Annotated in this window: 15 protein-coding genes, 1 other RNA gene and 2 pseudogenes; 14 read left to right on the top strand and 4 right to left on the bottom strand. The window is 72.9% G+C overall.

Going from position 1 to position 23,515, the window contains the following annotated elements; genetic code table 11:
* Positions 1 to 238: 238 nt before the first annotated feature.
* The 6 genes and pseudogenes from prfB (at position 239) to ssrA (ending at position 6,692) form a co-directional block, all read left to right on the top strand.
* Positions 239 to 1,359, top strand: a protein-coding gene (gene prfB / locus BJF83_RS11095; RefSeq protein WP_394329323.1) for a peptide chain release factor 2 whose coding sequence is annotated in 2 segments (ribosomal slippage) — positions 239 to 1,031 and positions 1,031 to 1,359 — 1,122 coding nt in all. Because the reading frame shifts where the segments join, the coding sequence is not laid out codon by codon here.
* Between the two features lie 367 nt (positions 1,360 to 1,726).
* Positions 1,727 to 2,416 carry a cell division ATP-binding protein FtsE gene (ftsE, locus tag BJF83_RS11090; RefSeq protein ID WP_013154728.1) on the top strand — a complete coding sequence of 230 codons (690 nt, stop codon included), beginning with the start codon at positions 1,727 to 1,729 and terminating at the stop codon, positions 2,414 to 2,416.
* A gap of 88 nt (positions 2,417 to 2,504) precedes the next feature.
* Positions 2,505 to 3,416 carry a permease-like cell division protein FtsX gene (gene ftsX / locus BJF83_RS11085; RefSeq protein ID WP_187347126.1) on the top strand — a complete coding sequence of 304 codons (912 nt, stop codon included), beginning with the start codon at positions 2,505 to 2,507 and terminating at the stop codon, positions 3,414 to 3,416.
* A gap of 74 nt (positions 3,417 to 3,490) precedes the next feature.
* Positions 3,491 to 3,955: an SsrA-binding protein SmpB gene (gene smpB, locus BJF83_RS11080; protein WP_075926213.1), complete on the top strand. Its 465-nt coding sequence runs from the start codon at positions 3,491 to 3,493 to the stop codon at positions 3,953 to 3,955.
* 23 nt (positions 3,956 to 3,978) lie between these two features.
* Positions 3,979 to 5,948, top strand: a pseudogene (locus tag BJF83_RS11070) (penicillin-binding transpeptidase domain-containing protein).
* Between the two features lie 372 nt (positions 5,949 to 6,320).
* Positions 6,321 to 6,692: a transfer-messenger RNA gene (gene ssrA / locus BJF83_RS11065) on the top strand.
* 270 nt (positions 6,693 to 6,962) lie between these two features.
* Here the strand turns inward: ssrA and BJF83_RS11060 are convergent.
* Positions 6,963 to 7,751: an isocitrate lyase/phosphoenolpyruvate mutase family protein gene (locus BJF83_RS11060; protein ID WP_083678489.1), complete on the bottom strand. Its 789-nt coding sequence runs from the start codon at positions 7,749 to 7,751 to the stop codon at positions 6,963 to 6,965.
* Between the two features lie 49 nt (positions 7,752 to 7,800).
* Complete coding sequence (locus BJF83_RS28945) at positions 7,801 to 8,376, bottom strand: cytochrome P450 (RefSeq protein WP_075926210.1); 576 nt, start codon at positions 8,374 to 8,376, stop codon at positions 7,801 to 7,803.
* Positions 8,377 to 8,397: 21 nt separating this feature from the next.
* On the opposite strand from BJF83_RS28945, the gene BJF83_RS28940 reads away from it, so the two are divergent.
* Complete coding sequence (locus tag BJF83_RS28940) at positions 8,398 to 8,730, top strand: hypothetical protein (RefSeq protein ID WP_075926209.1); 333 nt, start codon at positions 8,398 to 8,400, stop codon at positions 8,728 to 8,730.
* Between the two features lie 75 nt (positions 8,731 to 8,805).
* Here BJF83_RS28940 and nagA read toward each other — a convergent pair whose 3' ends face one another.
* Entirely contained in the window at positions 8,806 to 9,948 is a 1,143-nt protein-coding gene (gene nagA / locus BJF83_RS11045; protein ID WP_075926208.1) for an N-acetylglucosamine-6-phosphate deacetylase, read from the bottom strand.
* A 607-nt stretch (positions 9,949 to 10,555) separates the two neighbouring features.
* Here nagA and BJF83_RS11040 point away from each other — a divergent pair.
* The gene (locus tag BJF83_RS11040; RefSeq protein ID WP_075926207.1) at positions 10,556 to 11,071 is read left to right on the top strand and encodes an NADPH-dependent FMN reductase; all 516 of its coding nucleotides are present in this window, start codon (positions 10,556 to 10,558) and stop codon (positions 11,069 to 11,071) included.
* A gap of 98 nt (positions 11,072 to 11,169) precedes the next feature.
* Here the strand turns inward: BJF83_RS11040 and BJF83_RS11035 are convergent, their stop codons facing one another.
* Positions 11,170 to 12,135, bottom strand: a complete 966-nt coding sequence (locus tag BJF83_RS11035; protein ID WP_075926206.1) for a hypothetical protein — start codon at positions 12,133 to 12,135, stop codon at positions 11,170 to 11,172.
* A 2,051-nt stretch (positions 12,136 to 14,186) separates the two neighbouring features.
* Between BJF83_RS11035 and BJF83_RS31030 the strand changes: the two are divergent.
* The 6 genes and pseudogenes from BJF83_RS31030 (at position 14,187) to BJF83_RS11010 (ending at position 23,514) form a co-directional block, all read left to right on the top strand.
* Positions 14,187 to 16,282 (top strand): annotated as a pseudogene (locus tag BJF83_RS31030) (hypothetical protein).
* Positions 16,279 to 16,419: a hypothetical protein gene (locus BJF83_RS27870; protein WP_187347125.1), complete on the top strand. Its 141-nt coding sequence runs from the start codon at positions 16,279 to 16,281 to the stop codon at positions 16,417 to 16,419. The pseudogene BJF83_RS31030 and the gene BJF83_RS27870 overlap by 4 nt, the downstream one beginning before the upstream one ends.
* 219 nt (positions 16,420 to 16,638) lie before the next feature.
* On the top strand, positions 16,639 to 17,376 hold the full coding sequence (locus BJF83_RS31025; protein WP_394329322.1) for a glycosyltransferase family 4 protein: 738 nt from the start codon (positions 16,639 to 16,641) through the stop codon (positions 17,374 to 17,376).
* Positions 17,268 to 17,951, top strand: a complete 684-nt coding sequence (locus tag BJF83_RS31020; protein WP_394329324.1) for a glycosyltransferase family 4 protein — start codon at positions 17,268 to 17,270, stop codon at positions 17,949 to 17,951. The genes BJF83_RS31025 and BJF83_RS31020 overlap by 109 nt, the downstream gene beginning before the upstream one ends.
* Positions 17,948 to 22,393 carry an alpha-(1->3)-arabinofuranosyltransferase gene (locus BJF83_RS11015; protein ID WP_075926205.1) on the top strand — a complete coding sequence of 1,482 codons (4,446 nt, stop codon included), beginning with the start codon at positions 17,948 to 17,950 and terminating at the stop codon, positions 22,391 to 22,393. The genes BJF83_RS31020 and BJF83_RS11015 overlap by 4 nt, the downstream gene beginning before the upstream one ends.
* Complete coding sequence (locus BJF83_RS11010; RefSeq protein WP_262391465.1) at positions 22,390 to 23,514, top strand: DUF3068 domain-containing protein; 1,125 nt, start codon at positions 22,390 to 22,392, stop codon at positions 23,512 to 23,514. The genes BJF83_RS11015 and BJF83_RS11010 overlap by 4 nt, the downstream gene beginning before the upstream one ends.
* Position 23,515: the final 1 nt, after the last annotated feature.

Below are 23,515 nucleotides of genomic sequence, written 5' to 3'. Positions count from 1 at the left end.
GTCGGGTACGCCGGGGCGTGTGCGGCGGACGCTGCCCGTCGCAGGGAGAAGGACTGCGCCGTCGGCGTCGGTTGAGGGTGGTGGAGGGCGACGGGCGGCCGTATCCAGTGGTGAACTCGCAAGGCCGAAGAGGGAGTCCGCCCGGGGTGGCCGTCGACTGACGAGAACGTGGCGGGGGCGCCGCGGGGGCGACGCGCAGCGGGGTGGGCGCCCGCCGCACACGCCCTAGACTGGGTGCGTGGCAGAACTGGACCCAGCTGAGAAAATCAAGGAACTCGCGGCGACCCTCGCGAGCGTCACCGCCGTGGTGGACGTCGACGCGATGCGGACCGAGATCGCCGAACTGCGTGAACAGTCCGCCGATCCGGAACTGTGGGCGGACCAGGAGAACGCGCAGAAGGTGACGCGGAGGCTCTCCAGCCTGGAGTCCACGGTGAACAAGCTCGGCTTGATCGGGCAGCGGCTGGACGACCTCGGGGTGCTCTACGAGCTGGCCGAGTCCGAGGACGACGCCGACACCCGTGTCGAGGCCGACCGCGAGCTGGAACAGCTGCGCAAGGAGATCGGCGAGCTGGAGGTGCGCACGCTCCTCAACGGCCCGCACGACGAGCACGAGGCGCTCGTCACGATCAACTCCCAGGCCGGTGGCGTGGACGCCGCCGACTGGGCCCAGATGCTCCAGCGCATGTATCTGCGCTGGGCCGAGCGGCACGGCTACTCGACCGACATCTTCGAGACCTCGTACGCGGAGGAGGCGGGCATCAAGTCCACGTCCTTCGCGGTCCGGGCGCCGTTCGCCTACGGGACCCTGCGCGGAGAGCACGGCACGCACCGCCTCGTGCGCATCTCGCCGTTCGACAACCAGAACCGCCGGCAGACCTCGTTCGCCGGTGTGGACGTCGTCCCGGTCGTGGAACAGAGCGACCACATCGACATCGACGAGACCGAGCTGCGCGTGGACGTGTACCGGTCGAGCGGACCCGGCGGTCAGGGCGTCAACACGACCGACTCGGCGGTGCGGATCACCCACCTGCGACCGGCATCGTCGTCTCCTGCCAGAACGAGCGGTCCCAGCTCCAGAACAAGGCGACCGCGATGTCGATGCTCCAGGCCAAGCTGCTGGCTCGCAAACGGGAGGAGGAGCAGGCCGCCCTGGACGAGATCCGCGGTGAGTCGACGAGCAGCTGGGGCACCCAGATGCGCAACTACGTCCTGCACCCCTACCAGAGCGTGAAGGACGTGCGGACCGGCGCGGAGACGGGCAACACCACCGGCGTCCTGGACGGCGACATCGACGACTTCATCGACGCGGAGATCCGCTGGATGCGCAGCCGGGAGCGGAACGGCGAGTCGGGCTGACTCCGTGGTCCGTCCCCGTCCGCCGGCGGGGACGCCGCGGTGGATCCTCTCGCGTGTGGATGCGCGTGGGGTTCGGGTACGGTCCGGATTCTGGTGTGATCACCGTGATTCGTGTCCCAAAGGTGATCAGGGTGACTCCGCACTTTGACCGAAACAGCTATATATGAACGTTACCATTGGTTGACACCTCCGATATGATCGGGGCGGTCGCACGGCGGAGCCGCGATCTGGCGGGTGTGCCGGGATCTGGACAATCCGGGCCGCGCCCCCCAATACACTGTCGGTTGGCCACGCGGCCGGTACGATCCCGCGAGAAGACACGCTTCGACGCGGGTACCCATACCTTCGAGACCCTTGTGATGCGCCTGTGATCCACTTCGACAACGTCACCAAGGTCTATCCGACCCAGAAGCGCCCCGCGCTCGACGGCGTTTCCATTGACGTAGACAAGGGCGAGTTCGTCTTCCTCGTCGGCCCCTCGGGCTCGGGCAAGTCGACCTTCCTCCGGCTCGTGCTGAAGGAGGAGAAGCCCGACAAGGGGCGCGTGCACGTCGCCGGCAAGGACCTCGCGCGCCTGTCCAACTGGAAGGTTCCGCACCTGCGCCGACGTATCGGCTGCGTCTTCCAGGACTTCCGGCTGCTGCCGAACAAGAACGTCTTCGAGAACGTCGCCTTCGCGCTGGAGGTCATCGGCAAGCCGCGGCGGTTCATCCGCAAGGTCGTGCCCGAGGTCGTCGAACTCGTCGGCCTGGAGGGCAAGGCCGGCCGCATGCCCAACGAGCTCTCCGGCGGTGAGCAGCAGCGCGTGGCCATCGCCCGCGCGTTCGTCAACCGCCCGCAGATCCTGCTCGCCGACGAGCCCACCGGAAACATCGACCCCGCGACCTCGATCGGCATCATGAAGGTGCTCGACCGAATCAACCGCACGGGCACCACCGTGGTGATGGCGACGCACGACGCCGCCATCGTCGACTCGATGCGCAAACGCGTCATCGAACTGGAAGAGGGCCTCGTGGTGCGTGACCAGACACGCGGCGTCTACGGCCAGGCTTACTGACCTCTGGCGCGCCCGCCGCCGGGTCGCCGACCACCGCTGCGAGGACACCGGCGCGGCGAAGCTTCCAAGGATGGACCTGTAACAGATCATGCGAGCACAATTCGTTCTCTCCGAGACCTGGATCGGCCTGCGCCGTAACCTGACGATGACGGTCGCCGTCATCACGACGGTGGCCATTTCCCTCGCCCTGTTCGGTGGCGGTCTGCTGGTCAACCAGCAGGTGACGGAGATGCGCAACTTCTGGGACCAGCGGATCACGCTGACCGTGTACATGTGCAACGACATCTCCCCGGCCGAGGCCTGCCGAGAGAACGGGGCCGCCACCGAGGAGGAGCGCAACGACCTCCAGGGAAAACTGGAAGGCATGCCGCAGGTCGAGAGCGTCGAGTACATGTCGGCGGCTGAGGCGTTCGAGGACTTCCAGCAGCGCATCGGCTCCACGAACGAGGCGCTCTCCAATGCCGCGCAGGAAGGCGACATCCCGGACAACTTCCGGGTGCAACTCACCGATCCGGCGCACTACGACACCGTTCGCGACGCGGTCTCCGGAGCCCCGGGCGTCGACAGCGTCTCCAACGACCAGAGCGTGCTGGAGGAGTTCTTCGGTCTGCTCGACGTCCTCAAGTGGGCCGCGCTCGTGGTCGCGGGCGTGCAGTTGGCCGCCGCTGCGCTGCTGATCGGCAACACGATCCGCCTGTCCGCGTACAGCCGGCGTCGGGAGACGGGCATCATGCGGTTGGTCGGCGCGTCCAACTTCTACATCCAGGTGCCGTTCCTCCTGGAGGGCGCGGTCGCCGGTTTCGTCGGCGGTCTCATCGCGTCCGGGTTCATCATCGCCACCCGGTTCACGCTGCTCACCAAGATCGAGGAGTGGTTCCAGTTCGACATCGCGCTGGACACCGGGGCGCTGCTCTACGTCATCGGGGTGTCGATCATCCTGGGCGTGCTGCTGTGCACCATCACCTCGTTCCTCACCCTGCGCCGCTACCTGAAGATCTGATCCGACGGCCGTCGGACGGGGGCGCGCGGGGCACGGGGGCCGTGTGCCCCCTGACCGTATGAAGGGAATCCACTGTGGCACGGGAGACCGGTCGCAAGCCCATCGCCCAGAACCGGCGTGCCCGGCACGACTACCACATCGACGAGACCTACGAGGCGGGCCTGGTGCTCACCGGGACCGAGGTCAAGTCGCTGCGTGAGGGCCGGGCGTCGCTCGTCGACGGGTTCGCGCACATCAACGACGGTGAGGTGTGGCTGGAGAACGTCCACATCCCCGAGTACTCCCAGGGGACGTGGACCAACCACGCGGCCCGCCGATCCCGTAAGCTACTCCTGCACCGCTCGGAGATCGCCCGGCTCATCGGCAAGACCCGTGAGCCCGGTCGCACACTGGTGCCGCTGTCGCTGTACTTCAGCGACGGACGGGCCAAGATCGAGATCGCTCTGGCCCGAGGTAAGCGTCAGTACGACAAGCGCCACGACATCGCCGAGCGCGAAGCGAAGCGGGACATGGAACGCGCGCTTCGCCGTCGTCGATGAGGCGCCCGAAAGGAACACACACGGTGTCCCCCCGTCCCCTCGGCCGCGTCGCGGCCGCCGGAAGCGGCGTGGTCATGGCCCTCACCCTGGCCGCGTGCACACCCGATCCCAGCCCCGAGGTGGCCGTCCGCTCCTTCCTTCTGGCCTGGCAGAACGGGCACCACGACACGGCCGCCGGCTACACCACCGGTGATCCCGGCGAGGTGGCGGCCACCCTGGCCGACGTGCACGAGCAGTTGGACCTGGCGAGCCTGAGCTTCGGACTGGGGTCGATCGAGCGCGGGGACGACTCCGCGACCGCGGAGTTCGACGTCACCGCCGACCTCGGAATCGGCGACCCGACCTGGAACTACACCGGCCGCATGCCGCTGGAGTGGGGGCCGGACGGGTGGCGGATCATCTGGTCGCCGTCCGTGGTCCACCCCGACCTGGGCGACGGCGAGCGGCTGGCGGTCAGCTACCAGATCCAGGAACGCGGCCAGATCCTCGACCGCGGGGGCGAGGCCCTGGTCACCACCGAGAGCGTGACCGCCTTCGGCGTGTACCCGGGGCGGATGGAGGACGCCGAGGCGGGCGCACCGAACTCGCCGGCCTCCTCGACGAGGATCCCGGCCCCCTGCTCGACCGCGTGCGCTCGGCGCCGCCCGAGCAGTTCCAGCCGCTCGTGCTGATGCGCGACGCGAACGTTGGCCGAGACCTGCTCGGACAGGTCGCGGCGATCCCCGGAGCGGACACCCAGTCGGTCGAGATCAACCTGACGCCCTCGGTGGCCCCGGCCGTGCTGGGCGAGGTCGCCGGAACGGCGGAGCACCGGGTGTCGTCCCGGGTGCCCGGTGCGTACCAGGCAGGCGACACCGTGGGACTCGACGGTCTCCAGAACATCTTCCAGAACGAACTGGCGGGGTCGGCCACCACACAGGTGGTGTCACTGGACGCAGACGGCCAGATCACCGACGTCCTGGAGTCCTGGCGGGGTGACCTCAGCGGCGGAATCGCCACCACGCTCGACGCCGAGATCCAGCGTTCGGCCGAGGCCGCGTTGGAGGTCCTGCCGGGCAACGGGTACCTGGTCGCCGTCGACGTGGGCAGCGGCGACGTCCTCGCGGCGGCGGCACGACAGTCGGACGGAACCGGTGGGACCACCGACGACGCGGCCCTGACCGGTTCCTACGCCCCCGGCGGCGTGTTCACCATCGTGTCCGCGCTGGCCGCTCTGGAGTCCGGCGCGGTGACGCCGGACGCCGAGATGCCGTGCGGCTACCAGACCGAGATCGGCGGGCAGACCTTCACCAACCCGGACAACGGCTCCCTCCAGGTGGCCCCGACGCTGGCCCGCAACCTGGCGTTCCAGTGCAGCGTCGGCTTCGCGGACCTGAGCGACGAGGTGGGCGCCCAGGCGCTCGCCGACACCGCCAGGCGCCTGGGCCTGGACACCGAGTGGCAGCTGGCGCTGCCCGCCAACCCCGGTGTGGTGGACATCGGTCACGGCGCGGCCGACCTGGCCATGGCGGTCAACGGTGATCAGGGCGTGCGGGTGAGCCCGCTGTCCATGGCGCTCGTCGCCGCGGCCGTGGCCGACGGGACCTGGAACGCGCCGTCCCTGGTCCGCGAGGAGGGACCCACTCCGATCGCGCCGACCGAACTGGACCACGCCGACCTGGAGGTGGTCCGCGAGGGCATGCGCCAGGCCGTGGCCCAGCGGATGTCCCTGCTGAACGCGTACGGCGACGAGGTCCTCGGGCAGGCCGCCCGGACCGAGCAGGACGGGACGGCGCTGCACTGGTTCGTCGGCTACCAGGGCGACGTGGCCTTCGCCGTGCTGGCCGAGGTGGACCCGGCTGTGACACTGGTCAACCAGCACGCGGTGAGCTCGGCGGCGACCTTCCTGAACCACCTGGCCAACGGCGTGCCGGAGCCCGCCGCCGCGTCGACCGACGACGCGGTCGACCAGGCCGAGACCGGAACCGGCGCCACGGACCAGACGGGTTCTTGACCGGACACCGGCGTGCGCGTCGGGCCGATCCGACGCGAACGGTCCCGCGGGGCAACCCCCCGCGGGACCGTTCGCGTCTTCCCCTATGACTGGAGCCGCGACAGGGGGTAGCGGCTCAGCCAAGGAGACAGGACCTCATCTCGGGGGAGGCCCTGTCGGTTCCCAAGGTCGGCCCGACCCTGCCGACCGCCCCCGCGGGCGGCGTCGACCTGTCTTGAGTCCGCGCCCGCGGGGGTTTCTCCCTGTCCGGGGGTGCGGACCGGCGGGAATCCGCTTGGTACCCGCGACGTTGTACCGGTAGAGTGAGACTCAGCGAGCGCGCGCCGCTCGCGTGTCGGCCACCCGGAGACGGGGGGCTTTGACAACTGCACAGGGGGTGATCGGTTTCGACTTCGGTAGTCGTTCCAGGGGAAGCGGGTCGAGGGTTGCGTATGTGACCTCGCAAATCCTGCATGCGCGTAAATTCAAGTGCCAATAAGAAGCACTCCGAGTTCGCTCTCGCTGCCTAAGCGATAGCGACTCTGTCGCCCTGAGCTCGTCATCGGCCCAGGTAGCGGCATCAGCTAGATGACTTACCGCCCGGATCAGGCCACGAGGCCCGGGTGGGAAACTTTCGTGGCTGGGCCTGTCAGCGATGTGTCCGTGCAAGCGCTGGGGCCGAGTAGAACGGCATCGCGGACTGCACCCGGAGAAGCCCTGGCTCGGTGCTGAAGGACGCGGGTTCGATTCCCGCCACCTCCACTCGTCGACGGGACGGCCCTGCTCGCAAGCTGCGCTTGCTCGCGGGGTCGTCCCGTCGTTTCCTCGGGGGGCGACACCTCGGGGGGCGACCGCCGCAACTCCGTCATGACAACGCCGCTGACCAGTGGGAGCGCCCGCGGGTCGGGGGCGTTTCGTGTGTATGGTCGCGGTCCCGCACCGTGGCGGGTACCGGTGCCCACCGCGTCGGTGGAGCCGTCGTCCATGGCCCGCTGGAGTTCGGCGAGTCGACACCTCCTGGGCACAGCCGATACGTCAGCCCTCCTCGAAGAGGCCGGCGAGCGCGTCGGCCTCGGCGTAGGTGGGCAGACCGTCCTGGACTGGCAGGTCCTCGGCCACCGCCAGGGCCGTGGCCACCGTCGCCCGGAGGGCTGCCCTGAACAGCAGCGAACCGCAGCTGACGCGGCGCACGCCCAGGTCGGCGAGGGTCCGCAGGGACGGTGCGCCGGGTGCGTACAGGACGTTGAGCGGCACGTCCAACGCGTCGACGAGCGCGGAGATCGCCTTCTCCTCGCGTAGCCCCGGCACGAACACCCCGTCGGCGCCGGCCTCCTGGTAGGCGGTCGCGCGAGCGGTCGTGTCCTCCCCGGTCCCCGGCAGCCAGTGCGTGTCGGTCCGGGCGTTGACGAACAGATCGGGCGCCGCGCGCTTGACCGCGCGGATCACGGCGCACTGGTGGTCGCGGTCGGCGAGCCCTCCGTCTGGCCGCCCGTCCTCGATGTTGACCCCTGCCACGCCCGCCTGCGCGAGCGTACGGGCGAGCGCGGCCACCTCGTCGGGGTCCTCGCTGAACCCGCCCTCGACGTCCACGCTGACCAGGGCGTCCATGCGGGCCAGGCCCAGGGCGAGCGCCACGGTCTCGTCCCGGGTGCCGCCCGCCGCGTCGGACTTCCCGGCCGCCGAGGCGACGCCGAGGCTGGTCGTCCCCACGGCGCGGAACCCGGCGGTGGCCAGGGCGGCGGCCGAGGCATGGTCCCAGGCGTTGGGCAGCACCAAGGGTGCGCCGGTGCGGTGCAGGTCGCGGAACTCCGCGTAGGCGTTCATCGGTTCTCCGTACGTTGACGCGCGGCCCGGAAGGGGCGGGCATGGTCGGTCAGGTCTGGTCGTCAGGGGTGGCGGGGGAGGGGACGTCCGGCCGTCCGGGGCCCGGTGCGGACTCCCCCAGAAGGACGTCGAGCACTCCGCACGCCAGCGCCGTGGCCAGGGCCGAGGCGGGGCAGCGGTGGCGGCCGTACCCGAAGGCGAGGTGTCCGGGCGCCGGAGCGCCGAGGGCAGGGCGGTCGCGGTCGGGAAAGACGTCCGGGTCCCGGTTGGCGGCGGCGAGGTCGAGCACGACCTCGGTGCCCTCCGCCACCGGCCGTCCGGCGAGGACGGCCCCGGGCAGGGCACGGCGGCGGGTTCCTGGGACCGGGGACGTGAGTCGGAGCGCCTCGGCCGCGAGCACCCCGGCCGCGGGACGGTCGGGGCCCGAGAGGCCGTACTCCTCGACCACGGCCAAGGCGCCGCGGATCAGCCCGGCGGTTCCCTCGCAGGACTGCACGAGCAGGGCGACGCGCTGGGCGACCTCCTCAGGGTCGCCTTCGGGCAGCAGGGAGACCAGCGTCGCCACCGCGTCGTCGGCTGGGGAGGTCGTCCCGGCGGTCGCCCCGGCCAGGTAGAGCGCCGCCACGGTGCGGACGGCTGGGACGACGTGGGACAGGGCGTCGTCGGGGATGCCCAGGCACCCGGCGAGGACCTCGACGGGGACGTACGGGGCGGCGTCGGAAGACGTTCCGCGGGCGCGGTCCCGGGCACGCGCGCGCAGGTCGTCGGGGTCGAGACGGGAGAGGAGGTCCTCGACGACCGCGCGGCGGCGCTCGTGGGCGGCGCCCTCGGCGAACCGGACGGTGGTCCGGCGCAGCCAGCCCAGGCCGCCGACGAGGTCGGGGCCTCCGGGGCGGACGGTACCGCGAACCGGTGGTCGGCGAGGACTTCGCGGACCCCGGCGTGGTCGCGGACGTGGAGTGGAGGCGTCATGCGATGACCCTACGGCCCGGATGTTTCGGCGGTCACCGAAGTGTCGTCGGCGCCGGTCGGTGGGCGCGTCCGCCGCCCCCGGCTACGCGTCGCCGCCCGTCCACCGGCCGCGGCACATGACCCCCTCGACCGCCAGATCCCGGGACAGGAGCACCAGGTCGGCGCGGCCTCCGACCTCGATCCGGCCCGCGCCGTCGAGTCCCAGCGCCGCAGCCGGGACCGAGGAGGCGGACCGTACGGCCTCGGGCGGCTCCACGCCGAGGTCGCGCACCGCGTTGCGCACCGCCCGGGGCAGCACGATGGTGCTGGAGGCGATCGCCCCCGTGTCCGCCAGGCGGGCCTCGCCCCCGCTGACCCGTACGCGCAGGGCTCCCAGGGCGTACTCGCCGTCGCCCAGGCCGGTCGCCGACATCGCGTCCGTCACCAGCGAGACCCGTGCGGCCCCGGCGGCGTCGAACACCAGCCGTGCCGCGCCCGGGTGGACGTGCACGTTGTCCGTGATCAGCTCGACCGTCACCCGCTCGTCGCGCAACGAGGCGGCGACCGGTCCCGGATCGCGGTGGCCCAGCGGCCGCATCGCGTTGTACAGGTGGGTGGCGACGGTCGCCCCCGCGTCGAAGGCGGCCAGGGTCTGTTCGTAGGTGGCCTCGGTGTGGCCGACGGCGGCGACGACTCCCGAGGACACCGCCGCGCGGATGAGGTCCAGCGCGCCCGGCAGCTCGGGAGCCACCGTGATCATGCGGACGTGTCCCCGACCGGCCCTGAGCCAGTGGTCGAACTCGGAGGTGTCCGGGTCGCGCAGCAGCTCCGGGTCGTGCGCACCGCACCTGGACCGGGCGATGAACGGCCCCTCCAGGTAGATCCCCGCCAGATCGCCCGCCTCGCACAGTTCCGCCAACGCCGACACCTGACGCACGGTGGCCTCCGGCGACGCCGCCACCAGCCCGCCCACGAGCGACGTCACGCCGTGCGCCCGGTTGAACGCGACGATCTGGCGCGCCCCCTCCGGATCGGCGTCGGCGAACGCGTGCCCGGCCCCGCCGTGGATGTGGGTGTCGACCAGGCCGGGGGCCACCCAGGCCCCGCCGACGTCGCGGGTCGGCCCCGCCGGAGGCGTCCCGGCGCCGAGTCCGGCCACGCGGCCGTCCTCGACCCGCAGCCAGCCGTCGTGGACGCCGTCGGGGGTGACGACCCGCGCGTGCGTGAGCGTGAGGCAGGTGTGCATTCGGGGTCTCTCCGGGGCTGGGAAGGGCGGGACACGGCCTGTGTGTCGCAAATTACACCGGGCCCCCGGCGCGGTCCGGCACGGGGTCCGGCCACCCCCTCCCGTGACCGGGATCCCCGGCGGAACTGGGAAATCCTGATCAGTGGGACGGGCTGTCCACGACGTGGACGCCGCGATCCGGGGGCTCCACGCGGTGGCGCACGGGTCGACACGCATTGACGATAGCGGTCGGTGCGCCGCATCATGGGTGCATGTCCGCCGGTGAGCTGCTTGTCCAGCGCCTGCACGTCGATCTTCGACAGCAGGCGAGCGCGCTCTGTCGTAGCTAGCGCTGAGCGGGGCCCGCGCCCCGCGCCACGGGTGTACCCCGTGCCCTCCGTGCCCTCGCAGACACCGGACGCTCAGCTCTCCCAGCTTCTGGGTCCCGGGCCGTGTCCCGGCCCGACGAGCACCCCTGCCAGGCCCGCGCACCACGTCTCGGACGACGGCGTCCGCGCCTGGTGTCGGTAGGGGAACGACGTCTCCTCCGGTGTCGACCAACGAACACCGCCCCTGACGCTTCCTCCGGTCGAACCCGGCTGGCTCTGACCGAACCCAGGAGTTCCGCATGACCCGCTTCACCGTGCTCGTCGCCGCACCCCGCCCCCGTTCCTCCGTCCGCGCCGCCGCTCTGGACGCTGCCGCCGAGATCTCCTCCCGTGTGGGCGTCGACGCCCGCCCCGCCTTGGTCGACCTCGCCGAGCTCGGCCCCGACCTGCTGACCGACTCCGCCGCCTCCGTCGACGCCGCCCTGGAGCGCGTGCGCGAGAGCGACGTCCTCCTGGTCGCCTCCCCGCAGGTGCACGGCACCTACACCGGCCTGCTCAAGGTCTTCCTGGACCGCCTGCCCGAACTGGGTCTCGGCCACACCGTCGCGGTCCCGCTGGCGGTGGTCGAGGACCTGCGCAACAGCCGGGGGATCGAGGAGGACCTGCGCGTCCTGCTCGCCGACCTGGGCGCCTGGGTGGCCGAGCCCGGCCTGGTGCTGTCCGCCGACGAGACCGACCGGCCCGGCGGAGTGGTGCGTGCCTGGGCCGACGTCGCCGCGCCCGGCCTGCGTGAGGCCGTGGCCGTCGTGGCCTGACCCCGGGGATCGGCTCGGGTCCGGCCTCCGACCGGGGCCGCGCGAGGGCGCGGCCCCGGTCGCCGCGGTGGGGGCCTGAGGCGCGGGGTTCGGAACGCTCAGTCGCGGCCGACGGCGTTCGGGCGTGCCGCGGACCGCTCACCGGAGTCCGACACCGCCGTGGCAGTGACGGGATCGGCGGCGCGACGGCGGCTGGTGTCGGCCTCGGCGCTCGCCACGTTCCCGCGCACCAGGACGACCACGACCAGGGTCAGTGCGAAGCCGCCGATCCGCAGGGCCAGCGTCACGGGGTCCTCGGGCAGGCTCTCGCCGAAGAGGATCGTCCCCGCCACGACCATGAACACGTTGCCGACCACGTTGGACACCGGCGCGGTGATCGAAGCCCGCGAGCGCTGCAACGAGGTCTGGAACAGCACGATCCCCACGGCCCAACCGAGTGCGTACAGGTAGGGGAACGGCGAGGCGAGCGCGGGCGTGACGGCCGCAGCCACGCCGTGCTCGGCGAGCAGCCCGCCCAGTCCCTTGCCCTGGAGCCCGGCGCTGCCCTGCGCCAGACCCGCCGCCGCGCCCATCGCGGCGGCGGACACGTACCTGCCCCCGCGTCCGACCGCGCCCATCACGGCCACGCACGCGACCACGGTCACCAGACTGACGGCGACCAGGGCCGGGGTGTTCGCGGACGTGCCCGTCTCACCGCCGTCGTGCGTGGACAGGGAGAGCAGTCCGAGGGCGACCGGCATGACGCCGAGCGCGACGTACTCGCCCCGGGTGACGCGCTCGCCCGTGAGCAGCGTCGCCACCAGGAGTGTGGCCGCCACGCCCGCGGCGAAGGCCGGCTGGGCGACCGACACCGGCGCCAGGCCCAGGGACACGATCAGACCCACGCTGCCCAGTGCGGCGAACGCGCAGCCGAGCACCCAGCGCGGGTTGCCCAGCAGGACGCGGGCCAGGTGGAGCGGGCGGTGGACGGAGATCGACTCAGATCCGTGCAGGGCGCGCTGTTCGACGGACAGGCCGACGGTGTAGACCGCGGCGGAGGTCAGCGCGACCAGGAGTCCGATCACGGCGGGGCCCTTCGGTCGGGACTACGTGCGGACTCGCAATGTATAACAAGTTCTAGTTCGCGCGTCACCAGGAGCTCTCGCGGAGGGCAGGTCACGATCGACGTACTAACCTCTTGAAAAGCTCCCTGTCCTCGTGTGATCGGCCGTGAACGGGGGAATCGTCCGTGGCGGGTGAGAACCGGTTTCGGATCCATCCGCACGACGCCGCAGCGAGGAATGGGGCACGGTGCAGGACCCAGACGAGCCCGAGAGGGACGCGCGTGAGGCCGAGCCGGAGACCGAGGACACGGACGGCGCACCGGGCCGCTGGCGCATCCTCGCCGACCGGGCGGCCCACGTCCTCTACCGCGTCCTGGACCGCCTCCGGCCCGCGTCATGGCGGGAACGCCCCTCGCGCTTCGAACCCGGACCGCTCGGACTGTTCGGCGTCATGCTCGCCGCCATGGCCGTCACCCTCCTGCTCATCCAGACCGGCTCCGGCGGCGCGGGCGCGGCACAGGACGGTGAGGAAGGGCCCATGGAGGTGCCCGGTCCACCCGGGGGGCGGCTCCGCGTCATGGTGGCGGGTGGATCGATGACCCAGGGCAGCAGCGGAGACTACACCTGGCGCTACCGCCTGTGGCGCCACCTGGGGGAGTCCGACGTCGACGTGGACTTCGTCGGGCCCCACGACGACATGTACCGGCTCGCGGACGGCGGTTTCGGCGACCACGGGTACGCTGATCCCGACTTCGACGCCGACCACGCGGCCCGCTGGGGCGCCACCGCCGGCGAGCTCGCCGACGAGATCGCCCGTGTGGCGGCCGAGCACGAACCCCAGTACCTCCTGCTCCTGGCCGGGATGGAGGACATCCTCAGCGGCGGAAACGCCGACCACGCCCTGGAGGGGGTCGGCGAGACCGTCTCGACCGTGCGGGTCGCGCTGGGGGAGGTCCGCTTCGTCGTCGGAGAGCTCCCCGACGTCGAGGGGACCGGGGACGACGCCAGGGTCAACCGGGAGATCGAACGGTTCAACATGGGCGTGGTCGACCTCGCCCAGCAGCTCACCTCCGGGACCTCGCCCGTGGTCGTCGCCCGGGTCGCCGAGGGATACGTGCCCACGAGGGACAACTGGGACGACGTGCACCCCAACGCCAGGGGCGAGGTGCGGATCGCCGCGGCGTTCGCCGACGCGCTCGCCGAGCCGCTCGGTGTGGGGCGGGACTATCCCAGGCCGCTGCCGAGCACGGCGGTCGGGCCGCGGTCCGCTCCCGAGCCGGAGGCCGAGGAGTCGGCGGAGGGGTTGGTGCTGAGCTGGGACGCCGTGGACGGCGCGACCGACTACCGGGTGGTCCAGCGCAGAGTCGATCCGGATCCCGACGAGGCGGTCGTGCTGCCCGCCGAGGTCGAGACGGACGGGGACCGCAGGCGAGTGCTCGTCGAGGCGCTGCTGAGCGGGGCCCGTTACGAGTTCGTCGTGCGCCAGTTCAAGGGGCGGGACGAAGGGGTGGGGTCCGCGCCCCTGAGCCTGGTGTGGAACGCCGACCCGCCCGACGCGCCGACCGGAGTGCGCGTGGTCGACCGCGGGGCGACGGTGCGGTGGGACGCGGTCGAGAGCGCCACGCACTACCAGGTGTGGGTGCGCGCGCTGGCCTGCTCGCCGAGCGACGACGCCCGATCCCCCGGGTACGGGGACGACGAGGAGGAGCCGGGACGCCCGGACGGCGAGCCGTCGAAGCGCCCGGACTACGACCAACCCTCGCCGAGCGAGCCGGCCCCCGAACCGAGGCCCACACCGGCCCCGACTCCGGCGCCCGAACCGACCACGGATCCCGAGCCGACCCCCGACCCGGGACCGACGACTCCGTCACCGCCCCGGCGCCGGAGTGCGTTCCGGTCGACGACCGGGGCCCCGGCAGCGGCCGGGGGTGGCACCCCCAGGGGCCGACCGGAGCGGAGCCGCGCTGGACGGCCACCGTGCGCGGACCCTACGAGGTCGTGGTGCGCTCGCACCGGGACTACGTGGCGGGCGGCTACTCCGGGGCCGTCGAGCTGCGGGGCGGGTGAGTCCGGTGCGCTGCTTCGATCGCTGGCTGCCGTGGGCGGTGGGTCTGCTCGCCGGTGTCGTGGCGCTGGGCCCGGCGCTGGGGCGCGGTTACGTGCTGCGCTACGACATGGTCTTCGTTCCCGATCCGTCGCTGCCGACCGTCCTGCGCGGCGCCGACGGATTTCCGCGGGCGATCCCGAGCGACGCCGTGGTCGCGGCGCTGTCGGCGCTCGTTCCGGGGGACGTGGTGCAGGCGGCGGCGCTGTTGGCCGTGTTCACCGTGGGGGCCGCGGGGGCGGCCCGGCTTCTGTGGGGTTGGTCGGGTCGGGAGCGGGCCGGGGGCGCCGGTCCGGACCTGCCAGGCGCGCCGGTTCCACGGAGTGAGCACGGTCGGTCCGGTGCTCCCGGTGGCGTGCGCTCCTGGGGATCTGCGACCGAACCGACTGCTCGTCGTCGGGCGTCGCACGCCCTCGGCGGCCCTGGCCTCGCGGCCGACCCGACGGCGCTGCCTGCGACGGTCGCCGTGCGCCTGGCCTCGGCCGCGGCCGGGATCGCCTATGTCTGGAACCCCTTCGTCGCCGAACGCCTCCTGCTCGGTCAGTGGGCGATGCTGCTGGGCTACGCGGGACTCCCGTGGGTCGTGGGAGCTGTGGTACGCCTGGGAGCGGCTGAGCGCACCACCGGGTTCGCCCGCCTCCTGTGCTCCCTGGTCCCCGCCGCCGTGGGCGGATTCTCCTCCGTGGTCCTCACCGCGCTCACCGCCGTTCCCGTGGCGCTCGCCCGGCGGGGCCGAGCCGCGACCACGGCCCTCTTCCTCCTCGCCCTGGTCCTGGTCTCGCTGCCGTGGCTGCTGCCCGCGTTGGCCAGTGGGGCCGGGACCGATCCGGCGGGGGCGGCGGCGTTCGCCGCGAGGTCCGACACGCCCTTCGGAACGGCCGGTTCGCTGCTGCTCCTGGGCGGCGTGTGGAACTCCGGCGCGGTGCCCGCGGGCTACGGAGAGCCGCTGACGGCGGCCCTGCGCCTGCCGCTGTGCCTGGCGGCGCTCGCGGGGTGGGTGTGGTGGCTGCGCCGGGTGCGGCCGGCGTTCGGGACCGGGTTGTCGGTCGCCGCGGTGCTCGGCTTCGCGATCGCCCTGCTCGGCACCACCGGGGCGGGGCGGGCGGCGCTGGAGACGCTGATCGGACTCTGGCCCGGCTTCGGCCCGCTGCGCGACGGACAGCTGTACGTGGCCCCTCTCGCCCTGGTCCAGGCTCTGGGCTTCGGGGCCGCCCTGTGGTGGCTGGCCGGTCCGCGATCCGAGGCGCTGGCCGTTCGTCCGGTCACGGGCGGTGGGGGCGCCGCGCCGGACCGGACCCCCGCGGACTCCGGCGAACCCGCCGCGCCTGCCCGGACGCGGGAGCCCCCCAGGGCGGCGGAGCGGTCCGCGTGGCGGTTGGGCGCCGCGGTGTTCTCCGCGCTCCTTCCGCTGGTGGCGCTGCCCGGGCTGGTGTGGGGTGTGGGCGGTGGGCTCGTGCCGGTGGACTACCCCCGGGGGTGGATCGAGGCCCAGCGGGCGGTGGCGGCCGACACGCGTCCGGGAGCGGTCCTCGTGCTGCCCTGGAGCGCTACCGGGGGCTCGACTGGTCGGGGGAGCCGGTGGTCGTGCTGGATCCGGCGACCAAGCTCTTCGACCGGCGCACCCTGTGGAACGACGACCTGCGGGTAGGGACCGCGGGTGGCGGCACGGTCGTGGTGACCGGCGAGGACGCCCGGGCCCGGGAGGCCGCCGCGGCTCTGGGGATCGACCCCGGCACCGGGCTGCCCCGCGTCGACGACGTGGCCGTGGTCCTCGGCGGGCTCGGCGTACGGTACGTGATGGTCTCCGCCCCGATCGATAACGCGTTCTTGTTGCAGGCCGGAGGGATGTCCCCGGTGGTTGAGGGTGCTGACATGGCCCTCTACCGGGTCGACGATGAGCACGTAAAACCGGATAAAGCTGGTAGTTCGGGGTTGGAAGTTACCGGGGGGTTAGTTACAGTTGGGGCAATCGTCTGGTCTGTAGCTAGATCAGGTTCTAGTCTCGTTCTCCAGCGTTCCGGCTTCAGAGCGAGGCCGGGCGCGCGGAAGGAGATCCCCAAGTGATCAAGGTAATCGCCGCCTGCGTGATCGGCGCGGCTCTGGCGGGTGGGGCCACCGTGGTGGTCACCAACGTCGCCACCGAGTCGACCGCGACCGCGGAGCCGGTGAACGAAACCCTCTACAACTACGGCGACCGCTAGGTCGTCGACGTCGGAGAGGCTCGGGGCGCCCCGTTCCCAGCGGGGTGTCCCACTCCCCGCACTCCCCGGCCGGTCCGCTCCCGGCCACCCCCACCTCACGTCCGGTCGACGGGCCTGGTCGGCATGCCCTTCCCTCCCGTGGTCGCTCAGTGGGCGCGCGTCGGCACCCTGAGTGCTCGGCGCGGCGTTCCAGCCGGACACCGCGCGGAAGGAGAACGTGTGGTCATCGAGAAGGCCCACCACAGGGTGGGACCCGGCGTGCCCAGGCGGCCCCTCCCCGATGTCGCGCCGGACCCGGCCGGGTCCGCCGGACCCGCCGCCTCCCCGACCGAGCCCGACCTCGGACCGCGCCTGGACGGCGTGCGCCTGGTGATGATCAACTGGCGCGACCCCTGGCAGTCCACCGCGGGCGGCGCCGAGGAGTACGCCTGGCGGATCAGCCGCCACCTGGCCGAACGCGGCGCCATCGTCACCTTCCTCACCAGCCGCGAACCCCACCAGGCACGCGTGGAGACCCGCGACGGCATCGTCATCCGTCGCATGGGCGGCCGTTTCACCGTCTACCCCCGCGTCATGGCATGGCTGGCCCTGTGGCGGCGCGAGTACCACCTGGCCTTCGACTGCATGAACGGGATCCCCTTCCTCTCCCGCCTCGTCCTGCGCCGCCGCACCAGAGTGGTCAGCGTCGTCCACCACGTCCACGACCTCCAGTTCAACGCCTACTTCCCCGCACCGCTCGCCTGGTTCGGACGGTTCGTGGAGTCGGCCGTCGCCTCGCGCGTCTACCGCCGCTGCACCACGATCACCGTCTCGGAGTCCTCCCGCGCCGCCATGCGCGACAAGCTCGGCTGGCGCGCGCCGATCGAGGTCGTCCACAACGGCGGACTGCCCGCCCCCGAGGACCCGCGCGCGCCCAGCGCGGGCTCGCCTTCGACCCCTCGCGCCCCGCCGTCGTGAGCCTGGGCCGACTCGTCGTCCAAAAGCGCGTCTCCCGCGTGGTCGACCTGTCCACCGCGCTCCGCGACGAGTACCCCGAGTTGAGCGTGCACATCGTGGGACGGGGCCCCGAGGGAGGGCATCTGGCCGAGCAGGTCGAGCGCGACGGTCTCCACGGCCGCGTCCACCTGCACGGCTTCCTCCCCGAAGCGGACAAGAACGCCGTTCTGGCCGCGTGCGACCTCCACGTCACCGCCTCCCGGTTCGAGGGATGGGGCCTGACCGTCATCGAGGCTGCCAGGCTCGGGATCCCCACCGTGGCCTACGATGTGGACGGACTTCGCGATTCGGTCCGCGACGGCGAAACCGGTTGGCTGGTGCGCGAGGGCGAGGACCTGACGGACGTGGTCCGCCGGGCGCTCAAGGAGCTGTCCGACCCCTACCGCGCCGAGGAGGTCCGCCGGGCCTGCCGCGCGTGGGCCGAGCGGTTCACCTGGGAGGCCAGCGGGGCACGGATGACCCGTCTCGTCGCCGCCGAACTCGGACTGGCCGAGGCCCCGGCGTCCGGCGGGACCGAGAGGGAAGCAGGGAAGTGACTTCGGCGGAATCCACCGCCAGGCGCGAACCGGAGGATTCCAGAACACCGTCCGCCCCCGGCGGATCGCTGGACCACACGCTGCTCTCGCGGCTCAAGGTCCTCACGGTGTGTCTGCTCTTGGGAGCGCTGGCGGCCAGCATCGACCCCGGCAGGATCGTCAGCGACACCAAGCTCGACCTGACGGCCAACCCCTCGGGGTTCCTGGAGCGAGCCCTGCACCTGTGGGACGCCTCCTACTTCGGGCAGATCCAGAACCAGGCCTACGGGTACTTCTTCCCGAACGGCCCCTTCCACCTGCTCTTCGACACCCTGGGCACCCCCGACTGGATGACCCAGCGGCTGTGGATGGCGGTCCTGCTCGTCGCAGCGTTCCTGGGCGTGTACAAGGTCGCCGGCGCGCTCGGGCTCGGCACGGTCGACACCCGCCTCCTGGCCGGGGTCGCCTACGCCCTCGCCCCACGCGTGTTGACCCTGCTCTCCTACAACTCGGCCGAGCTCCAGCCCATGCTGCTCATGCCGTGGATCCTGCTGCCGCTGGTGCTGGGCGCCAAGGGCAGACTCTCCCCGGCCCGCGCCGCGCTCCTGTCCGGACTCGCGTTCCTCCTGTGCGGCGGCACCAACGCCGCGTCTGAGCTGGCCGTCCTCGTCGTGCCGGGCCTCTACCTGGTCACCCGGGCCCCCGGACCGCGCACCCGGCGGCTCACGGCCTGGTGGGCGGGGGCGCTCGTGCTCGCCTCGTTCTGGTACGTCGCACCGCTGCTGCTGATGTCGCGGTACGTGTTCTCGTTCATGCCCTACACCGAGGACGCGGCCGTCACCACGGGTGTGACCTCCCTGCTCAACGCCGTGCGGGGCACCTCGAACTGGATGGGTTTCCTCCCCGACCAGGGCAACACCGCGCTGCCCTCGGGCGCCGCGCTCTCGACCACCCCCTGGCTGATCGCGCTCACCGCCGTGGTGGCCGGGCTCGGACTGGCCGGACTCATCAACCGGCGCACCCCCGAACGGCTCTTCCTCATCGCGTGCGTCCTCACCGGCACGGCGATCATCGTCGCCGGCTTCACCGGTGACCTCACCGGCCCCTTCGCCCCGCTCATGCGCGACCTGCTCGACGGCGCTCTCGCACCCTTCCGCAACGTCCACAAGTTCGACGCGTTGATCCGCCTGCCGCTCGTCCTCGGACTGGCCCACCTGCCCGTGGTCGTCGCGCGCGACCGCGCCGAACGCCGCGGGGCCGACGCCGCGCCCCGGGTCCACCGCGCCGTGGCGGGCGGGTCCGCCGCCGTCTTCCTGGCCACACTCCTGCCGATCGCCACGGTCGGCGTCGCCCCGCACGGCGGGTACGAGTCCCTGCCCGAGCACTGGCGCCAGGCCGCCGACTGGCTGAACGGACGGGCCGACGAACGCGGTATGACCATGGCCCTGCCCGGCTCCGCCCGAGGCGAGTACGAGTGGGGCCGTCCGCTGGACGAGCCGATGCAGCCGCTGCTGACGGGTGCGTGGACCAACCACCAGATCATCCCGTGGGGCTCGGCGGGCGTCTCCCGCCTGACCCAGGAGATCGACCAGCGGGTCTCGTCCGGACGCGGCTCGGCCGGGCTGGCCGACACCCTCGCCCGCATGGGCGTCACCCACCTGATCGTCCGCAACGACCTCCAACGCGCCGCCAACAACGGCGGCTGGCCCGCGCGCGTCCACCAGGCCCTGGGCGACTCGCCGGGGATCAGCCAGGTCGCCGAGTTCGGTCCGGTCATCGGGTCGCTCGACCACCAGCCCGCCGCGCGCTGGTTCGACCAGCCCTACCCGGCCCTGACCGTCTACGAGGTCGCGGACGCCGCGCCCACGGTCGGCACCGTGCCCGCGGACGAGGCCGTCCGCGTCACCGGCGGCCCCGAGTCCCTTCTCCACCTGGCCGAACAGGGCCTGATCACCGACGACCGCCCCGTCCTGCTCGGCGACGACCCGGGCGCGGACGCGGTCGCCGCCGAGGACACCGTCGTCACCGACTCCGCGCGCCGCCGCGAGGTGGTCTACCCGGACGTGCGCCGCAACGTCTCGGCCACCCTGACCGAGGACGCCGAACCCGAACGCGACGTCCCCGCCCCCGACATCCTCGACCCGGCGTGGGAGCCCTACGTCGCCCACGCCGAGGACCTGGGCGTCGCCTCGGTCGGCGCCTCCTCCTCCGAGAGCGGCTCCGGCGCGCGCGGCTCCGACCGCGACCCCGGCCACGCCCCGCACGCCGCCCTCGACGACGACCTCACCACCGCGTGGCGGTCCAGCGCCTTCACGGGGGCTCTCGGCCAGTGGCTGGAGGTCGAGTTCACCCGACCCCGCGACGTCAGCGGGCTCGCCGTCGCCTTCGACCAGCTGCCGGGTGAGCCGCCGCCCTCCCGCGTCACCGTGGTCACCGACAACGGTGAGACGGAGGTGCCCGTCGCCGAGACCGGCGAGCCCCAGGAGCTCATGACCCCGCCCGGCCGGACCTCGACCCTGCGTGTGCGCGTGGACGAGCTGGCCTGGGAGCCGGAGTACCGGTTCGGCACCCGCGTGGGCATCACCTCCCTGTCCCTGCCCGGGCTGGAGTCCGCCCGAACCCTGCGCGTGCCGGGGCCCGCCGACGCCGACACCCTGCTGTTCACCGGCTCCACCGGCACCGCGCCAGGGTGCGTGGAGGGCTCGCACGTGTGGGTGTGCAACGCGCGGTTGGAGGTTCAGGGCGAGGACGCCAGTCGCCTCGACCGGACGTTCGAGCTGTCGGCCGCCTCGGCCGCGGGCGCGCACCGGGTGTCCGGCGAGGTGGTGCTCACCGACCCGCGCGAGGCGGAGAACGCCGCCAACCGCGCCGGCGGCCACCCGCGCGTGACCGCCTCCTCCACGGCCGTGGAGCACCCCGCCGCGATGGGCCGGGGCACGCTCGACGACGACGATTCCACCGTCTGGTACCCGGACCCGGAGGAGAAGCGCCCCTGGCTCGACATCGAGCTCGGCGCGCCGACGACGGTCGACCACCTGGAGGTGGCCTTCCCCCGTGCCGACAGCGTGCTCCGGCCGATCCGGCTCACCGTCGAGGGCGGCGACACCGTGCGCGAGGGCTGGCTCGACGGTAGCGGCCGGGTCGACTTCGCCGAGCTCACCGTCGACTCGCTGCGCGTGACCTTCGAGCGTCCCGAGGGGCAGGACCTGGAGATCGGCGCCATCACGCTGCCCGGGGTCGACCCGGTGGACCCCCTGCCCGAGGGGGACGCCGCCACCGCCTGCGGCCTGGGCCCCACGCTGCGGGTCAACGGCCAGCGCGTGGAGACCCGGATCACCGAGGGCACCCTCGCCGACCAGCTCACCGGGCGTCCGCTCCGCTACGAGAGCTGCACCGACCTCGACCTGGCCGAGGGGGAGAACCGAGTCGTCGTCGACCCGGGCAACCGCTACGACGTGCGTTCGGCCCTCATCGAGGGGGACGCGTCACTGGCGGACCGGGAGCCGGTCGAGCTGGCCGAGGTCGAGCGGACGCACGCGTGGGGTCCGGGCGTGCGGCGCTTCGACGTCTCCGTCGACGAGGAGAGTCTGCTCGTCGTCAACGAGAACTTCAACGAGGGCTGGGAGGCGACCCTGTCCGGCTCCGAGGGGACGCTGGAGCCGGTCCGGCTGGAGGGTTGGAAGCAGGGCTGGGTGCTCCCGGCGGGGAGCCGGGGCACGGTGACGCTGACCTTCGCGCCGGACGCCGCCTACCAGGCCGCGCTCGTGGTCGGCGCCGGGTTGGCCGGGCTCCTGGTGGTCCTGGCGGTGTGGCCCCGGCGGCTCGTGCCCGCCGTGCTCGCGGGCGTGGTCGCACGTGGGGCCGGATCGACAAGACGCGGCGGACGCCCGGTGCCCGCGGCCCGACCCGGTTGGCTGAACCGGTGGGCGGTCCTGCCTCTCGGCCTGGCCTACGGGGTGTGGGTGGCGGGCGCGGCCGGGGCCGCCGTGGTCGGGGCGATCCTGCTGTGCGTCTGGTGGCTCGGCAGGCGGGCGCCCAGCGGGCTGCGGCACGCGCGGCCGGGACGGCCCTCGCTCGGCGGGCGTGCGCTGCCGCACCTGGCCGGTCCGTGGACGGTCACGGCCTCGCTCGCCCTGGCCGGACTGTCGATGGCCGTCGGCACGCATCTGGCGCTGTACCTGCCCTTCCACGACGTCACGGAGGTGTTCGGGGCGGCGCTGCGCGGCTGGGCGGCCCAGGCGCTGTGCCTGCCCGCCCTGACCAGGCTCGTCCTCGCGCTCGGCCAGCGCGGGGAGGACCCCCCGCCGCTCGGTGCGACGCGGGTGCGGGCCGCCGAGCGGCGCCGTGCCGCACCGTCCGGCCAGTCCGCCCACCCGGTCGGGACGGCCGCCGGGGACGGGCCCGGGAACGGGAACGGGTTCGCGCCCGCGCCGGACTCCGATGTCGAGGAGGCCCGCACATGAGAGCGCCGATCGAGGATCCGACCGGGGCCGGTGGGCGGGCAGCGATGCCCGGGCCGACGTTGGGGGCCGGGGCGGACGGGACCTCGGGGGCCTCGGGCGTCCCCGACCCCGAAGGCCGCGGCGCGCCCGAGGACCTCCCGCCCCGCCGGGGCGCCTTCCTCGTCGCCCTGGGCGCCTTCCTGCTGACCGTGGCCGCCCTGCTGCCCCTCTACGTGTACGACCGCGTCGCGCTGCTGCCCGCCTCCGCGGAGTTCGAACTGCGGATGGTCGACGAGGACGCCGCCTACCTCGACGCGGCCACCTGGTCGCTGCGGCAGGGCGTCGAGATACGGCGGGTCACCCGGGTCGAGGCCGCGCCGCACGGCGGTGACTGGTCGGCGTGGGAGATGTCCGTGGACGTCTCCACACCCGAGCGGATGATCGACCACTGGAGCCGCCGCGTCATCGTGGACCGCGTGACCGGGCGCGCCGTCAACTGCTGCGGCGAGCACGTCGACGGCGACCGGGCGATCCGACAGGCCGGGCTCGTCCTCCACTGGCCCGCGAACGCCCCCGCCGAGGACGTCACCCACTACGACGCCGAGATCCGGTCGGCTCCGCTCCTGGAGTACGACGGGGCGGACCAGGTCGCCGGGATCCCCGTCCGCCGCTACGTCCAGGCGATCGGCGCCACCCAGGCCCCGGACTCGGCCCGGTCGGTGCCCGCCGCGCTGTTCACGGCCGACGCCGAGGGCACCGTCTCGGCGTCGCGCTGGGTGGCGATCACCCGGACCTACTGGGTCGAGCCCACCAGCGGCCTGGTGGTCAACGCCCAGGAGACCCGCGCCGAGAGCCTCCGCCCGCGCGGAGGGAGCGGCGAGGTCGGTCTGCTGACGGCCGATCTCACCCTGTCCGAGGGGCAGGTGTCCACTCTCGCCGAACGGGCGCGTGTCCGGGCGTTCCTGCTCACGGCCCTCGACGCCTGGGCGCCCTGGATCCTCGTCCCCGCGGGCGGCGCCGCGATGCTGGCCGGTCTCGTCCAGGCGTGGCGGGCCCGCGAGACCGCGCGGATCCGGCGGCGCGACCTGGGCGCACGCGTCGAGCGGGTCGAGCGCCTCGGAGAGTCCCGGGACAGGCCGTAGG

This window comes from Nocardiopsis sp. CNR-923, from assembly GCF_001942255.1.
In the GTDB taxonomy this organism is placed as follows: domain Bacteria; phylum Actinomycetota; class Actinomycetes; order Streptosporangiales; family Streptosporangiaceae; genus Nocardiopsis.
The sequence above is the reverse complement of the archived record's forward strand: the minus strand, read 5'-3'. Positions and strand labels throughout refer to the sequence as shown.

What these genes read in the sequence shown, in the direction of transcription:
- ftsX (WP_187347126.1), top strand. Translation starts at nt 2,505, where the DNA reads ATGCGAGCACAATTCGTTCTCTCCGAGACCTGGATCGGCCTGCGCCGT.
- BJF83_RS11060 (WP_083678489.1), bottom strand. Translation starts at nt 7,751, where the DNA reads ATGAACGCCTACGCGGAGTTCCGCGACCTGCACCGCACCGGCGCACCC.
- nagA (WP_075926208.1), bottom strand. Translation starts at nt 9,948, where the DNA reads ATGCACACCTGCCTCACGCTCACGCACGCGCGGGTCGTCACCCCCGAC.
- BJF83_RS11040 (WP_075926207.1), top strand. Translation starts at nt 10,556, where the DNA reads ATGACCCGCTTCACCGTGCTCGTCGCCGCACCCCGCCCCCGTTCCTCC.
- BJF83_RS11010 (WP_262391465.1), top strand. Translation starts at nt 22,390, where the DNA reads ATGAGAGCGCCGATCGAGGATCCGACCGGGGCCGGTGGGCGGGCAGCG.